Genomic DNA, 14,475 nt, shown 5'->3' with positions numbered 1-14,475 from the left:
TAATTTAGATTCCTAATTTCGCATCATGACAACCGAAACAATACTGAGTATTTTTTTAGGGATAGGGCTTGCAGCTTCTGTAGGGTTTAGAGTTTTCTTACCTTTATTTGCACTAAGCTTAGCTTCTTATTTTAACCTTTGGGAACTAAATGATAGTTGGCAATGGATAGGGAGTTTGGCGGCGGTTGTGGCGCTAGGTGTTGCTACATTAGTAGAAATATTTGCCTACTTCATTCCTTGGGTAGATAACCTTTTAGATAGTGCAGCGGTACCTTTAGCGGCAATTGCAGGTACTGCGGTAATGGTATCTACGGTTGCAAATTTAGATCCTGTTGTTACATGGTCATTAGCTATTATAGCTGGTGGTGGTACTGCAACCGCAATAAAGGGAGCATCAGCAACAACAAGACTGGCTTCTACTTCAACGACAGGCGGATTAGCGAATCCTATTGTATCTACGGTAGAAACGGGTACTGCAATGGTGGTCACCACAGCATCAATATTTGCTCCAATAATTGCAGGTGTATTAGTTGTGATTATCTTAGCTGTTATTTTCTGGATTTATAGAAAAATTAGACCTAGAAGAGCTTAATTACAAATCTTATACTGAAAACATGAAAAGAATTGCAATGATACCTGCGCGTTACGCGGCATCTCGTTTTCCTGCTAAATTAATGCAGGATTTACAGGGTAAGCCTGTAATATTAAGAACTTACGAAGCTGCTGTTAATACCAATTTGTTTGATGATGTTTTTGTAGTTACGGATAGCGACGTAATTTTTAATGTTATTGTAGAAGCTGGTGGAAAAGCTATGATGAGTGTCAAAGAGCACGAATGTGGTAGTGACCGTATCGCAGAGGCTGTAGAAGCTATGGATGTTGATATTATCGTAAATGTACAAGGTGATGAGCCTTTTACTGAAAAAGAAAGTCTTGCAAGTGTGCTAGACGTTTTTGATAATGATCCTACTAAAGAAATAGATTTAGCTTCCTTAATGGTGAAAATTACGGATTGGGAAGAAATTAGTAATCCAAATACGGTAAAGGTTATTGTAGATAATAAGAACTTTGCCTTGTATTTTTCGCGTTCTCCAATACCTTATCCTAGAGCAAAAGAGGTGGGGAGCGTATACTATAAGCATAAAGGAATATATGCCTTTAGAAAAAGAGCTTTAATGGATTTTCAACGCTTGCCAATGTTAGCTCTAGAAGCTACTGAGAAAATTGAAGCTATCCGGTATTTAGAGTATGGTAAAAAATTAAAAATGGTAGAAACTACTGTTTCAGGAATAGAAATAGACACTCCAGAAGATTTGGAAAGAGCAATAAAAGCATGGAAGTAAAGTACGATGAAATAAAAGTTATTGGTTTTGATGCAGATGATACCCTTTGGGTGAATGAGACCTACTTTAGAGAAGCAGAAGAGAAATTTGCTAGTCTTTTGGAAGGCTACGAAACTAAGAATACTATAGATCAGGATCTTTTTAAAATGGAGATTAAAAACCTCGAATTGTATGGGTATGGTATCAAAGGTTTTGTACTTTCTATGATAGAATCTGCCTTAGAATTATCAAATAATAAAGTGCAGCATCAAACCTTACATAAAATTTTAGATATAGGAAAAGAGATGATTTCTCAACCTGTAGAATTGTTGCCAGATGTAGAGGAAGTACTAAAACAGTTATCAAAAAAGTATCGTTTAATTGTCCTGACTAAAGGAGATTTGTTGGATCAAGAACGTAAATTAGACCGTTCTAATTTGTCTGATTACTTTCATCATGTAGAAGTTTTAAGTGATAAAAAAGAATCTAACTACCAGAATCTTTTAGATCATTTAGAAATAGATGTAAAGGACTTTTTAATGATAGGAAACTCACTTAAGTCTGATGTATTGCCGCTTATTAATATTGGAGCAAAAGCAATACACGTTCCGTTTCATACAACTTGGCAGCATGAACAAGTAGAAGATCATGAAACAAATGGAAAAGAATACCAAACAATTAGCGGACTTAAAGAGCTACTGAAACTTGTGTAACTATGAAGTTTTTAGATTTAGATACTTGGGATAGAAAAGAGCATTTTCATTTTTTTAATTCTTTTTTAGACCCATATTTCTCAGTAACAACAAAAGTAGATGTAACTATAGCAAAGGCTTACGCTAAAGAATATAGTTTGTCTTTTTTTGCGGTGTATTTACATGCTTGCATGCGTGCGATAAATTCTGTGGAGAATTTTAAATATAGAATTGAAGATGATAAGGTAGCTGTCTATGATACCATTCATACTTCAGCTACAATTCTCAGACCTAATAAAACATTTGGCTTTTCTTTTGTTCCGTTTAGTGAGGAGCTCTTGACGTTTATCAATAATTTAAACAGAGAAAAAGAACGGATCTTTAATAGTGATTCATTGTTTCCGCCAGTGAATACTTTAGATTGTATTTACTGCTCTTCAATGCCTTGGATTCCTATTCAGGGTCATAAGGAGCCACTTAAAGGGGTAAAGGAATCTGTTCCTAAATTTGCTTTCGGAAAAGCAGAAGCATCAAATAGTAAGTTTGAAATGACGATAGCCGCAAGTGTTAATCATGCTTTAATAGATGGGTATCATTTAAGTCTTTTCTTTGATAAATTTCAAGAATATTTAAATTCATATAAATAATAGGGAATGAAATACAGGAATTTTCCAATGGTACCCAGAGTAGTTTTTGGTCATGGGAGTTTTCTTCAATTAGGAGAAATTTTAATGCCAAAGCGTAAGAGCTCAGAAGCACCTTTTATATTTTTTATAGACGATGTGTTTGAGGGGCAACCTTTAATTACAGAAGTTCCCTTGCTTTTTAATGATCAAATTATATTTATTTCATCAGAGGAAGAGCCTAAAACAGCGCAAGTAGATGTTCTCGTAGCTAAAATTAAGGAGAGTTTCACAGAAATGCCTTCTGGGATCGTAGGTATTGGTGGCGGTACCTTATTAGATGTAGCTAAAGCTGTAGCTATAATGCTTACCAATCCAGGAAGTGCAGCGGAATACCAAGGTTGGGACCTTGTTAAAAAACCAGCTATTTATCATGTAGGGATACCAACCATTAGTGGTACTGGAGCAGAAGTTTCAAGAACTACTGTACTCATGGGGCCAGAGAAAAAACTGGGAATCAATTCTGATCATACGCCTTTTGATCAAGTACTTCTAGATCCGAAATTAACACATGGTGTTCCGAAAGAACAATGGTTTTATACGGGTATGGATTGCTATATTCATTGTATAGAGTCTTTGAACGGTACTTATTTAAATGCATTTAGTCAAAGTTATGGAGAGAAAGCGCTAGACTTGTGTCACGAGGTATATCTAGGTGATATTTCAAAAGAAGAATCTCGGGATAAGTTAATGATGGCCTCTTGGCATGGGGGTATGAGTATTGCTTATTCTCAAGTGGGTATTGCTCATGCTATGAGTTACGGATTGTCTTATTTGTTGGGCGTAAAACATGGTATTGGTAATTGTTTGGTTTTTCAATACCTAGAAGAATTTTATCCAGAAGGTGTGAAAGTATTTAAGCAGATGCAAGAAAAACATCAAATTAAATTACCTACCGGTATTTGTGCCGGTTTATCAGAGGAACAATTTGATATTATGATTCAAGTATCTTTTGGTTTAGTGCCGTTGTGGGAAAATGCACTAGGGGATAATTGGAAAGAAATAATGACCTATGATCGTTTACTGCAACTATTTAAAAAGATATAACGTAAAATAAATTCATCCTATGATGCATGCTATTGCGAAATTTATTTATTTTAAACTAATGGGGTGGACACTTATCGGGGATTTTCCTGACGTAAAAAAGTGTGTTATGATTGTAGTTTCTCATACCAGTTATTCCGATTTTTTCTTAGGCCTTTTAGTGCGAAGAATATGGAAGGAAGAAATAAACTTTATAGGGAAGAAGAGTCTGTTTGTAGGTCCTATTGGGTGGTATTTAAAAAAAGTTGGCGGGGCACCCATCATTAGAAATAAAAATAGTGATACCGTTTCTGCTATTGCAGATATTTTCAACCGTAAAGAAAAGTTTAGATTGGCTTTATCCCCAGAAGGAACCAGAAATAAAGTTACGGAATGGAAAACAGGATTCTATTTTATAGCAAAAGCGGCTAAAGTACCCGTGGTAATGGTAGCTTTTGATTATGGAAAAAAACAAATTAGAATTTCTGAAGCTTATAATCCTACAGAAGACCAAGCGGCAGATTTCAAATTATACAAATCATTTTTCAAGGGCGTATTAGGTAGAATTCCTAAGAAGAGTTTTACAGTAGATTAATTTTTTTTCATTTTTTTAAAACCCTCTTTATAAGTTTCTCGTAGGTAGAGAAAACTATAAAATTTAAAAGATGAAAAAAAACGTATTTAGCTGTAGCTTACTAGCTGCTCTTACATTGATAGCATTCTCTTCATGTGATAATGATGATGATAATGATTCAGGAATCAATACAATTAAAAGTTCTCAGTTGTATGTTTCTAATAATTCAGATGGAAACATTACGGTTCTTGATATACTTTCTGGAGAGATCAAAACCTTAACGACTACTTCAACAGCTGCAGAAGGAATTTACTATGATGCAGCTATAGATGAAGTAATCCAGGCTTCGAGATCATCAAACCAATTAAATGTTTATTCTGATATTTCTACATTCTTGGCTAGCGCTACAATTTCAGCGACTGTTTCAAGCGCTTCAGATTTACAAAGTCCTCGTGATATTGCAGTTTATAATGATATTGTCGTTGTTTCGGATAATAGCGATGTAGATGGAGATACTACGACTCCAGACGGAAGGTTGTTTGTATATACTAAAACCAATGGAACACTAACTTTGCGCAATATTGTAATTACAGATTTTGCTTTGTGGGGTATCGAATTCGTTAATGGAGATTTATATGCTGTAGTAGATAAGACTAATGAATTAGCTGTTTATACCAATTTTACAACGATGAACACCACAAATGCAGCAGTAAGTGCTTCTAAAAGAATCGCGATAGAAGGTATTGTAAGAACTCATGGGCTGGCTTATGATAACGGAACAATGATTTTGACAGATGTTGGTGATGCTGCCTCAGATTCCGATGGTGTCTTTCATATTATCTCAGACTTTGAAAACAAATTTGACACTGTAAATAATGGTGATACTATGGCTGTTGCAAATAATCAAGTGCGGGTAGCGGGTAGTAATACATTATTAGGAAACCCAGTTGCAGCAGAATATGATGCGACTACAAAAACTGTCTTTATAGCGGAAGCTGCTAATGGTGGAGGTAGAGTACTTTCTTTTTCAAATAGTACTATTGGAGGAGATCTATCACCAACCATCAATACAAGTTTAGCAATGGCATCTTCGCTATATTTTTACGCTAACTAATAAGAATTTCAGGTTGATTTATAAATTGTGTGTTGTACTAAAAAACCTGTTGAACTTCTTCAACAGGTTTTTTTTATCATAAGAAAAATGAAAGAATCTTATTCTTGCATAGAATGATAGACATTTTGAACGTCATCATCTTCTTCCAATTTTTCAAGAAGTTTTTCTACATCAGCAGCTTCCTCTTCATTTAATTCTTTAGTTACTTGCGGAATTCTTTCAAAACCAGAAGATAAAATTTCCAATTCTCTGGTTTCTAATTCTTTTTGAATGGCTCCAAAACTTTCAAAAGGAGCATAGATTAAAATACCATCTTCATCAGCAAAAACTTCTTCCGCACCAAAATCTATCATTTCTAATTCAAGTTCTTCAGGATCAATACCTTCTGCGGGAATTCTAAAATTACATGTATGGTCAAACATAAATTCTACGGAACCAGAAGTTCCCATGTTCCCATTACATTTATTAAAATAACTACGGACATTCGCAACGGTTCTTGTGTTGTTATCTGTAGCTGTTTCTACTAAGATAGCAATACCATGTGGTGCGTAGCCTTCAAAAAGAACCTCCTTAAAATCGCCAAGACTTTTGTCGCTTGCTCTTTTTATTGCGCGCTCTACATTATCCTTGGGCATGTTAATAGCCTTTGCATTCTGTATAACAGCTCTTAATCTGGAATTAGTATCTGGGTCTGGGCCGCCATCTTTTACTGCCATTACAATATCTTTTCCAATACGCGTAAACGCCTTAGACATTGCGGACCATCTTTTCATTTTACGTGCCTTTCTAAACTCAAAAGCTCTTCCCATTTCTAAATCTGATTATAATATTAGTAGGTACAAATTTAATATAATTTGCATTTTTAACAAGTGAAAGTCAAAGATAGGTTATTCACTATCAACAATACTTTCTATAGCTCTAGCTAATCTAAAGTCTTTTTCGGTTACACCTTCTACATCATGTGTGTTTAATCGAATATGTAAAGAATTGTAAACATTGCTCCAATCTGGGTGATGGCCTTGTGCTTCACATTCAAATGCAATACGAGTCATGATGGTAAAAGCTTCTTTGAAATTTTCAAATTGAAAAGAAGTTTCAATGGCGCCGTCTACATATTCCCAACCGTCTAATTGTTCTAAAATACGTTCTATTTCTAATAAATTTAATGCTTCCATAGTTCTTTTTTTAATACATATAATGTTAACCTATAACGTGATCGTTAATAATCTCTTCATAGGTGGTTTGATAGTTTTTAGGTAGTTTGTTATCTTTTGGTAAAACGGCCAAATAGCGCTCCTCATTGGTGGTGTAAACACTTTTAAATAGCGGAGAAAAATTTCCTACACGTTTTAAAATTTCCTTTACAAATTCATCATGATGCACCAAGTCATTACTTCCTAAATGATAAATACCGCTTTTGTTTTTACTTACTAAATAATGTATTTGTTGTGTAAGTTTCAAATCATGGGTCACATTTAAAACTAGATTAGGAAATACTTCTACGGGATCATTATTTAAAATACTTGCTTTCATTTCCTTTATTCTAGGTGAACCGTTTCCAAAAACCATAGGTACTCTTAGGATGGCCATTTTTTCTTTAGGAATACGAAGCAACATATTTTCAATTTTTATCTTTAAGCGCCCGTAGATACTCTCCGATAAGGTCTTGTCATATTCATAAGAAGGGTATTTGCTGTAAGAATCAAATACATTGGCAGATGATATAAAATACAGCTTACAATGACTTTGCATTACATATTCTACCAGGTGTTCATGTGCAATAATTTGCGCCGGAAAGCTACCTCGCAAAGCAGATATTATAATATCTGGTTGTACGAGTTCTAAAATTTCGTGAATATCGTCTTCTTCTAAATTATAGCTGTAGAACTGTTTGTTTTTATCAAAACCTTTGCGCGCAGTAAAATAGGTGCCATAGGTATTAAAGTAGTTGCATAACTCTTTGTATATAGCATTGCCTATAAAGCCACTGGCTCCAAGAATAAGAATTTTCTTTTTATCCACCTTTTAAAAAATTGACTGCTTTGTTGCAGTAGTTAGCATCTCTAACGCTAACATGCCTAATTTAGAGTTTCCTTTTTTATTAAGTCCCGGAGACCATGTAGCTACACAGTAGTTGTCGGGTAAAAGTGCCACAATTCCTCCGCCTACACCACTTTTACCAGGCAGCCCCACTTCAAAAGCAAATTCTCCGGCTTCATCATAAAAACCGCATGTTAGCATTAATGCATTAATTCGTTTTACTTGGCTGGTGGTTAAATAAGTCTTGTTTTGCAAACATTTTCCGCGGTTCATAAATACGAAAAAGAGCTTGGTAAGCTGCTTGCAGTTTAGAGCTAAAGAACATTGGTGAAAATAAAAATCAAGAACGGTATCTACATCATTGTGTAAATTCCCATATGATTTTAATAGGTTGGCGGCTGCATAATTTCTGAAACCTGTTTCTTTTTCAGAGGTAGCAACATCAGCATCAAAATTAATGCTTTTATCTCCTGATATCTCTTGTATATATGTTAAAAAATCTTCTTTAGGATTTTTCAGTTTAGACACGAGTATATCTGCAACAACAATGGCCCCTGCATTTATTAAGGGGTTTCTTGGAATACCGTTTTCTTGTTCTAATAGCGATAAATGATTAAAAGGGTCTCCCGATGGTTCTACATCAACACGACTCCAAAGCTCTTCTCCGATAAGACCAATTGCTTGACTCAGTGAGAGAACTTTAGAAATACTTTGAATAGAAAAAGCTTCTTCAGAATCGCCCACGGAAAATTCATTTTGGTTGGCATCAATAATATGCATACCAAATTTATGAGGATCTATTTTTGAGAGCTCGGGAATATAACTCGCCACGTTCCCTCGATCAGGAACCTTATTAATTTCCAGTTGTATGTTGTGAAGTATATCGGGGTATTTAATCATTAATTTTTATAAAATGGTAATTTCACTATGGTTGCAGGGATTGCTTTTTTTCTAATTTGAATATAAATTTTTTCGCCTAATGCGCTCGCTGTTTTAGGTACATATCCTAAACCAATTCCTTTTCCTATTGATGGAGACATGGTGCCAGAAGTAACTATACCTATTTTTTCACCTGCGGCATTTACGATCTCATAATCATGACGCGGAATACCTCTTTCATCAAGTTCAAATGCAATAAGTTTTCTGCTAGAACCTTCTGCTTTTTCTTTGGCTAAATTTTCGCTATTTACAAAATCCTTAGTAAATTTTGTAACCCATCCTAAACCTGCTTCAATAGGGGACGTGGTGTCATTAATATCGTTGCCATATAAACAATACCCCATTTCTAAACGTAAGGTATCTCTAGCGGCTAAGCCAATTGGTTTAATTCCAAAATCTTCTCCAGCCTCAAATACTTTAGTCCAAATTTGTGCTACTTCTGTGTTTTTGCAATAAATTTCAAAACCTCCAGAACCAGTATAACCAGTGGCAGAAATTATAACATTGTCAATACCTGCAAACGGTGCGACCTCAAAAGTGTAAAATTTAATAGTAGCTAAATCTACATTGGTAAGAGACTGCATTGCTTCTACAGCTTTCGGTCCTTGAATAGCCAATAGGGAATAGTCTTCAGATATGTTGCGCATATCTGCACTAATATTCGTATTGTATTTTGAAATATGGTTCCAATCTTTTTCAATATTAGAAGCATTTACTACTAATAAGTATTGCTCCTCTTTTATTTGATAAATAATTAAATCATCAACAATACCGCCGGTTTCATTTGGCATACAGCTATATTGAGCTTTACCAATAGAGAGCTTGGAGGCATCATTAGAGCTTACTTTTTGAATTAATGAAAGAGCATTTGGTCCACTAATTAAAAACTCTCCCATATGAGAAACATCAAATACACCAACGCCAGCCCTTACGGTTTCATGTTCAATAGTTACGCCTTCATAAGATACAGGCATATTAAATCCTGCAAAAGGAACAAGTTTGGCGCCTAATTTTTCGTGTATTTCTGTTAATGCGGTGTTTTTCATTTCTAATTTATTTAGTCGTTCAAAATTATTGAAAATATGTTAGATATGTCACTTTAATGCCAGAGAATATTCATTGAACAGTCTTACATTATTTTCTTCAAGATTATCAATTCTTTAAAAAAATCGGTCAAAAAGATGGATTTCATCGATTAAATGACATTTAATTTGGAATTTAAATATTTCGGGTCTATAATTGGTCAACCAAATTGGTAATCCAAATTGGAGTACCAATTGAAACACTCAACTTAAGTATTATGAAAAACACACAAAAATTGATGAAGTCAAAAACAGTTTTAAGACTTTTAACAGTGCCAATTTTAGCTTTAGCTTTTAATTGTGCCGAAAACGATCTTTCAGATGAAAATTTATTGGTGTCGCCTAACGTGACTATTTCATCGACTAATGCGCAGACCATTCAAGCAGAAAACTTTGATGGTATGAAGGGTATCCAAACAGAATCTACTTCGGATAGTGGAGGAGGTAGTAATGTTGGATGGATAGACTCAGGAGATTATCTAGAATATTCACTGACGGTGCCAGCTTCAGGAAGCTACAAATTTGAATTTAGAGTAGCTTCTAAGTCCAACGCATCTAAGTTTGATTTTTACCAAGGGAATACAAAATTATCAAATGTAAATAAAGCGGCTACAGGAGGATATCAAAGTTGGGTAACCACCTCTAAAACCGTTAATTTATCTGCAGGGACCAGTACATTAAAATTACTTGCAACAGGTGGTGGATGGAACATTAACTGGATTAAAATTACTCCAGTAAGTGTTAGTCAAACTACGGTAAGTGATAATCTTGCTTTAGGTAAAACAGCAGAACAATCTTCTAACTATTCTTCTAGTGCAGGTCTTCCTGGTCTTGCTGTAGATGGGAATACTTCAGGAGCTTGGAGTCAAGGTAGTGTAACGCATACCTCTAATAGTTCTTCCCCATGGTGGCAAGTGCGTTTGGGTGATGATTATACCATTGGAGATATTGTTATATGGAACAGAACTGATAGCTGTTGTTCTTCACGCTTAAATAATTTTGATGTTTTTGTATACAATGATGCAGGGACACAAGTTTATAAAACAACTATTACAAGCACACCTAATCCTTCAGTAACCATAAGTACAGGTGGCGTAACAGGATCAAGAGTTCGAATTAAACTAAAAGGAACAAATGCATTATCATTAGCAGAGGTTCAAGTGTTTAGTGGCGAGAGCGATGGTGGAGGTACAACCAACCCGCCAACAGGGAATGCTTCTATTCCTTCAGATTTAATGAGTAACTGTAACCAGTGGAAAATCACCTATCCTGACGGAGAAGAAGATAAAACACTTTGTGGCGAGGCTAACAATGAATATTTCTTTGTAAATAGTGCAAAGAATGGGATGGTATTTAGAGCTCCTATTCGCAGTAATAACGGAACTACTCCTAATTCTGATTATGTAAGATCTGAACTTAGAGAAAGAACGGAAGATGGTAAATCTGATATTTACTGGACTACAGATGGTACCCATGTAGTTTATGTAAAACAAGCAATTACACATTTACCTATTGAAAAAAATCATTTGGTAGCCACTCAAATACATGGTGATAAAGCTGCTGGTATTGATGATGCAATGGTTTTACGTTTAGAAGGTTCTAATTTATTTTTAAGTTTTAATGGTAATAAACTTAGAAGTGATGTAACGGTAAAATCTAACTATAGCTTAGGAACTGTTCATGAAGTAATCTTCGAAGTTAAAAATGGTAAGCATTATTGTTACTATAGTGAAGATGGTGATCTAAGAAGTAAATATCTTAATGGTACAGCTTCCTCTTATTTAGTAAAGGATGGTAGTAATAGTGTATTAATGGATATTGATTATGATCAATCCTATTTTAAGATTGGAAATTACACACAAAGTAATGCGGAAGAAGAAGGTAGTTCTACCGGAAACTCTAATAATTATGGTGAAGTAGTGGTTTATGATTTTTTCGTAGATCATGATTAAGGAATAGTTTTTAATTTTTTTGAGTAAGTTAGTCAACAGTAAAGGGTGTTCGCAGAAATGTGAATACCCTTTTTTTTAGGTCTATTTTTTGATAAAGTTGAAGCCATTCAACGAAATATTAAATTTACAGCGCTATAGCTACGATTTATTTACGATATTTGTAATTGGTGAACCAATTTGGTTTACCAAAAAGTAATTTTAAATTTTAATTATGTTGAAAAGCTTAGGTACTACTTTTTTTAAATTTTTTATAGCTATTGCCATCTTAGGCGCAAATGTAAATTGCTCAGATAAAGGAAGTCCATTAGAAGAAGATACTAGTGCAGCTGAAGAAATGGAGACTCCGGTAGAAGAAGTAGAGGAACCTGAGGATCCAACAGTTCCAGAAGATGACACTACTCCTGATGAAACGAGTGGCACCGCTAAAATTCCGGCAGATTTGATGGCTAATTGTGCACAATGGAAAATTACGTATCCTGATGGAACAGAAGATAAGACCCTTTGTGATGAGGATAACAATGAATATTTCTATGTGAATGAAGCTAAAAACGGAATTGTATTTAGAGCACCAATTAGAAGTACTAACAATACCACAACAAACTCTACCTATATACGCTCTGAACTTAGAGAGAGAACAGAAGATGGTACTGCTGATATTTACTGGACTACCACAGGTACACATGTAGTTTACGTAAAACAAGCATTTACGCAGCTACCTATAAATAAAAGTCATGTTGTAGGAACTCAAATTCATGGCGATAAAGAGGCTGGGATTGATGATGCTATGGTATTAAGGTTGGAAGATGCTCATTTATTTTTAAGCTTTAATGGTAATAAACTCAGAACCGATGTTACCATAAAAACAGATTATAATTTAGGAACTAACCACGAAGTAATTTTTGAAGTCATAGATGGTAAGCATTACTGTTATTATAGTGAAGATGGAGATTTAAAGGCAAACTATGAAAATGGTACAGCCACACAATACCTTGTTTTAGATGAAGGCAATGCTGTGCTAATGGATTTAGATTATGACCAGTCTTATTTCAAAATTGGGAACTATACGCAAAGTAATTCTGAAAAAGAAGGTAGTGATACCGATGATCCTCTAAATTATGGTGAAGTTGTTGTTTATGACTTCTTCGCAAAACACTTTTAGAAAAACGATAATTTTTTGTTATTTAGTTGATAGCAATAAAGGGTATTCATTTAATGTGAATACCCTTTTTTAATGCTAATTTTTGTACAAATAAAATTAACCTACCAGATAGTTTTTTAATTCATCATAGGTAGAGATTTTAATAGATTTTTTCTTTTTGTTCATTTGTTTGATAATCTTTTTAGGAATATCTATATTCTCTTTTATCGTATCTTCTACAATATCTAAAAACTTAACAGGATGTGCTGTTTCTAGGAAAATACCATAAGTGTCAGGATTTGTTTCTTGGTATTTTTTAAGCCCTAAATAGCCAACCGCTCCATGAGGGTCTGCAATATAATTATAGTCATTATACAGCTCTAACATGGCTTCTTTGGTCTCCTCATCTGTAAACGCATAAGAAGATATATTTTTCTCTATGGTGCTAAAGTCATCTTTATAGATATGTCTAATTCTTATAAAATTACTAGGATCTCCTACATCCATAGCATTCGATATAGTCGCTATTGAAGGTTTAGGATCATAACTCTTCGTATTCATAAATCTAGGGACTACATCATTTACATTTGTAGCAGCGATAAAATGCTTTACAGGCATCCCAAGTTGTTGCGCAACAATACCTGCGCAGATATTACCAAAATTTCCACTCGGAATAGAAAACACAATCTCTTTTCCTTGAGATTTTGCTTGTTTGTAAGCAAATAAGAAATAGAATAATTGAGGTAACCAGCGTGCTACATTTATAGAATTGGCAGAGGTTAATTGTTTTAGGCTCGTAATATCTTGATCTAGAAAGGCGGTTTTTACCATGGTTTGGCAATCATCAAAGGTACCATCTACTTCTAAGGCGGTAATATTTTTGCCCAGTGTGGTAAGTTGCTTTTCTTGAATATCACTTACTTTACCTGTAGGGTATAAGATTACAACTTTTACACCTTCTACGCCTAAAAAACCATTAGCAACAGCACCTCCAGTATCTCCAGAGGTAGCCACTAATACCGTCACCTCGTTTTTACTACCTTCAGAAAAATGGCCTAAACACCTAGCCATAAAACCAGCACCTACATCTTTAAATGCTAGTGTAGGGCCGTGAAACAGTTCTAGGGTTCCTACATTTTTGTTAATTTCCACAACAGGAAAGTCAAAGTTTAAAACGTCTTCTAATATAGTTTTGAGTTTATCATCATCAATGTCATCAGAGACAAATTGTCTAATTGCTTTATGGGCAATTTCTATCGTAGACATATCTTCTATATTTTCAAAAAAATCACTAGTTAGTGGAGTAATTTTCTCAGGAAAATATAAACCGCGGTCGGGAGCAATACCTTTAATTACTGCTTCTTTAAAACTTACGTTCGGGGCTTTTTTGTTGAGGCTGTAAAAATTCATTTTCTTTTAATTTGGAGTTTTTGAGTTGTTTTATAATGTCTTGTAGTGTTGGCTAGCAATCATCCGTATCTTCAAAGCTTTGAACTTCTTCTCTTAGTTCAGAAAAATCAGATCGTATTGTATTTCTATATAAGGAAACTTCTTTTTTTGGTATTTTTTCATTCTTAATATATCCTTTAAATTCAGATCCATTTTGTTCAATAAAAAGGTAGTTAGTGTACCTGCCAGAATTCCAGTAGTCATCTACCAATAAAAAACCATTATTGTCATTTGCATAAACTACAAATTTTCGCCAAGTTTTCTCATTTCTATCCGCATCAAGAAAACGTACAATACTTTTATAATAAATATCTCCGGTGCATTCCTGCATAAAAGATTGAATGTAAATTTGAATGGGCTCATTGTTGTAAGTCCCTTCAAACAAACTTTCTTTTCGTATTTCTTGCCCAAGGGCTACAGTCGAAAATAAAATTAAGACAAATAATAGTCGGATACTTTTCATAGGC

At 34.5% G+C, this 14,475-nt stretch carries 16 protein-coding genes; 9 read left to right on the top strand and 7 right to left on the bottom strand.

Going from position 1 to position 14,475, the window contains the following annotated elements; genetic code table 11:
* The first annotated feature begins 25 nt into the window (after nucleotides 1-25).
* The 7 genes from BLQ19_RS12690 (at nucleotide 26) to BLQ19_RS12660 (ending at nucleotide 5,408) form a co-directional block, all read left to right on the top strand.
* On the top strand, nucleotides 26-592 hold the full coding sequence (locus tag BLQ19_RS12690; RefSeq protein ID WP_024480134.1) for a DUF4126 domain-containing protein: 567 nt from the start codon (nucleotides 26-28) through the stop codon (nucleotides 590-592).
* A gap of 22 nt (nucleotides 593-614) precedes the next feature.
* Nucleotides 615-1,343: a 3-deoxy-manno-octulosonate cytidylyltransferase gene (kdsB, locus tag BLQ19_RS12685; RefSeq protein ID WP_034668590.1), complete on the top strand. Its 729-nt coding sequence runs from the start codon at nucleotides 615-617 to the stop codon at nucleotides 1,341-1,343.
* Nucleotides 1,334-2,035 carry an HAD family hydrolase gene (locus BLQ19_RS12680; RefSeq protein ID WP_074538599.1) on the top strand — a complete coding sequence of 234 codons (702 nt, stop codon included), beginning with the start codon at nucleotides 1,334-1,336 and terminating at the stop codon, nucleotides 2,033-2,035. The genes kdsB and BLQ19_RS12680 overlap by 10 nt, the downstream gene beginning before the upstream one ends.
* Before the next feature lie 2 nt (nucleotides 2,036-2,037).
* Entirely contained in the window at nucleotides 2,038-2,661 is a 624-nt protein-coding gene (locus BLQ19_RS12675; RefSeq protein ID WP_074538598.1) for a CatA-like O-acetyltransferase, read from the top strand.
* A gap of 6 nt (nucleotides 2,662-2,667) precedes the next feature.
* Nucleotides 2,668-3,744, top strand: a complete 1,077-nt coding sequence (locus BLQ19_RS12670) for an iron-containing alcohol dehydrogenase family protein (RefSeq protein WP_024480138.1) — start codon at nucleotides 2,668-2,670, stop codon at nucleotides 3,742-3,744.
* A gap of 22 nt (nucleotides 3,745-3,766) precedes the next feature.
* Nucleotides 3,767-4,315 carry a 1-acyl-sn-glycerol-3-phosphate acyltransferase gene (locus BLQ19_RS12665; RefSeq protein ID WP_025614656.1) on the top strand — a complete coding sequence of 183 codons (549 nt, stop codon included), beginning with the start codon at nucleotides 3,767-3,769 and terminating at the stop codon, nucleotides 4,313-4,315.
* A gap of 70 nt (nucleotides 4,316-4,385) precedes the next feature.
* The gene (locus tag BLQ19_RS12660; RefSeq protein WP_074538597.1) at nucleotides 4,386-5,408 is read left to right on the top strand and encodes a hypothetical protein; all 1,023 of its coding nucleotides are present in this window, start codon (nucleotides 4,386-4,388) and stop codon (nucleotides 5,406-5,408) included.
* A gap of 98 nt (nucleotides 5,409-5,506) precedes the next feature.
* Here the strand turns inward: BLQ19_RS12660 and BLQ19_RS12655 are convergent, their stop codons facing one another.
* The 5 genes from BLQ19_RS12655 to gcvT form a co-directional block, all read right to left on the bottom strand.
* Nucleotides 5,507-6,217: a YebC/PmpR family DNA-binding transcriptional regulator gene (locus BLQ19_RS12655; protein WP_024480141.1), complete on the bottom strand. Its 711-nt coding sequence runs from the start codon at nucleotides 6,215-6,217 to the stop codon at nucleotides 5,507-5,509.
* A 78-nt stretch (nucleotides 6,218-6,295) separates the two neighbouring features.
* A complete protein-coding gene (locus tag BLQ19_RS12650; RefSeq protein ID WP_024480142.1) occupies nucleotides 6,296-6,583 on the bottom strand; it encodes a 4a-hydroxytetrahydrobiopterin dehydratase in 288 nt (95 codons plus the stop codon).
* Nucleotides 6,584-6,608: 25 nt separating this feature from the next.
* Nucleotides 6,609-7,430, bottom strand: coding sequence for a sugar nucleotide-binding protein (locus BLQ19_RS12645; RefSeq protein ID WP_024480143.1), 822 nt, complete (start codon nucleotides 7,428-7,430; stop codon nucleotides 6,609-6,611).
* A gap of 3 nt (nucleotides 7,431-7,433) precedes the next feature.
* Nucleotides 7,434-8,348, bottom strand: a complete 915-nt coding sequence (locus BLQ19_RS12640; protein WP_074538596.1) for a glutaminase — start codon at nucleotides 8,346-8,348, stop codon at nucleotides 7,434-7,436.
* The gene (gcvT, locus tag BLQ19_RS12635) at nucleotides 8,348-9,433 is read right to left on the bottom strand and encodes a glycine cleavage system aminomethyltransferase GcvT (RefSeq protein ID WP_029445972.1); all 1,086 of its coding nucleotides are present in this window, start codon (nucleotides 9,431-9,433) and stop codon (nucleotides 8,348-8,350) included. Before gcvT ends, BLQ19_RS12640 begins: the two co-directional genes overlap by 1 nt.
* A gap of 254 nt (nucleotides 9,434-9,687) precedes the next feature.
* Here gcvT and BLQ19_RS21730 point away from each other — a divergent pair, with 254 nt between their 5' ends.
* Together BLQ19_RS21730 and BLQ19_RS12625 are read left to right on the top strand one after the other, a co-directional pair.
* The gene (locus BLQ19_RS21730; RefSeq protein WP_029448670.1) at nucleotides 9,688-11,421 is read left to right on the top strand and encodes a polysaccharide lyase family 7 protein; all 1,734 of its coding nucleotides are present in this window, start codon (nucleotides 9,688-9,690) and stop codon (nucleotides 11,419-11,421) included.
* Nucleotides 11,422-11,632: 211 nt separating this feature from the next.
* Nucleotides 11,633-12,580, top strand: coding sequence for a polysaccharide lyase family 7 protein (locus BLQ19_RS12625; protein WP_074538595.1), 948 nt, complete (start codon nucleotides 11,633-11,635; stop codon nucleotides 12,578-12,580).
* A gap of 96 nt (nucleotides 12,581-12,676) precedes the next feature.
* Here BLQ19_RS12625 and thrC read toward each other — a convergent pair whose 3' ends face one another.
* The gene (gene thrC / locus BLQ19_RS12620; RefSeq protein WP_074538594.1) at nucleotides 12,677-13,969 is read right to left on the bottom strand and encodes a threonine synthase; all 1,293 of its coding nucleotides are present in this window, start codon (nucleotides 13,967-13,969) and stop codon (nucleotides 12,677-12,679) included.
* Nucleotides 13,970-14,021: 52 nt separating this feature from the next.
* On the bottom strand, nucleotides 14,022-14,471 hold the full coding sequence (locus BLQ19_RS12615) for a hypothetical protein (RefSeq protein ID WP_139150259.1): 450 nt from the start codon (nucleotides 14,469-14,471) through the stop codon (nucleotides 14,022-14,024).
* Nucleotides 14,472-14,475 lie beyond the last annotated feature (4 nt).

The sequence above is a fragment of the Cellulophaga baltica genome, from assembly GCF_900102165.1.
GTDB lineage: Bacteria > Bacteroidota > Bacteroidia > Flavobacteriales > Flavobacteriaceae > Cellulophaga > Cellulophaga baltica.
This window is presented reverse-complemented; position numbering and strand designations above follow the sequence as displayed.

Bases quoted from the DNA above. Each gene is read 5' to 3' on its own strand.
- BLQ19_RS12690 (WP_024480134.1), top strand. From the start codon at position 26: ATGACAACCGAAACAATACTGAGTATTTTTTTAGGGATAGGGCTTGCA.
- kdsB (WP_034668590.1), top strand. From the start codon at position 615: ATGAAAAGAATTGCAATGATACCTGCGCGTTACGCGGCATCTCGTTTT.
- BLQ19_RS12680 (WP_074538599.1), top strand. From the start codon at position 1,334: ATGGAAGTAAAGTACGATGAAATAAAAGTTATTGGTTTTGATGCAGAT.
- BLQ19_RS12675 (WP_074538598.1), top strand. From the start codon at position 2,038: ATGAAGTTTTTAGATTTAGATACTTGGGATAGAAAAGAGCATTTTCAT.
- BLQ19_RS12670 (WP_024480138.1), top strand. From the start codon at position 2,668: ATGAAATACAGGAATTTTCCAATGGTACCCAGAGTAGTTTTTGGTCAT.
- BLQ19_RS12665 (WP_025614656.1), top strand. From the start codon at position 3,767: ATGCATGCTATTGCGAAATTTATTTATTTTAAACTAATGGGGTGGACA.
- BLQ19_RS12660 (WP_074538597.1), top strand. From the start codon at position 4,386: ATGAAAAAAAACGTATTTAGCTGTAGCTTACTAGCTGCTCTTACATTG.
- BLQ19_RS12655 (WP_024480141.1), bottom strand. From the start codon at position 6,217: ATGGGAAGAGCTTTTGAGTTTAGAAAGGCACGTAAAATGAAAAGATGG.
- BLQ19_RS12650 (WP_024480142.1), bottom strand. From the start codon at position 6,583: ATGGAAGCATTAAATTTATTAGAAATAGAACGTATTTTAGAACAATTA.
- BLQ19_RS12640 (WP_074538596.1), bottom strand. From the start codon at position 8,348: ATGATTAAATACCCCGATATACTTCACAACATACAACTGGAAATTAAT.
- gcvT (WP_029445972.1), bottom strand. From the start codon at position 9,433: ATGAAAAACACCGCATTAACAGAAATACACGAAAAATTAGGCGCCAAA.
- BLQ19_RS21730 (WP_029448670.1), top strand. From the start codon at position 9,688: ATGAAAAACACACAAAAATTGATGAAGTCAAAAACAGTTTTAAGACTT.
- BLQ19_RS12625 (WP_074538595.1), top strand. From the start codon at position 11,633: ATGTTGAAAAGCTTAGGTACTACTTTTTTTAAATTTTTTATAGCTATT.
- thrC (WP_074538594.1), bottom strand. From the start codon at position 13,969: ATGAATTTTTACAGCCTCAACAAAAAAGCCCCGAACGTAAGTTTTAAA.
- BLQ19_RS12615 (WP_139150259.1), bottom strand. From the start codon at position 14,471: ATGAAAAGTATCCGACTATTATTTGTCTTAATTTTATTTTCGACTGTA.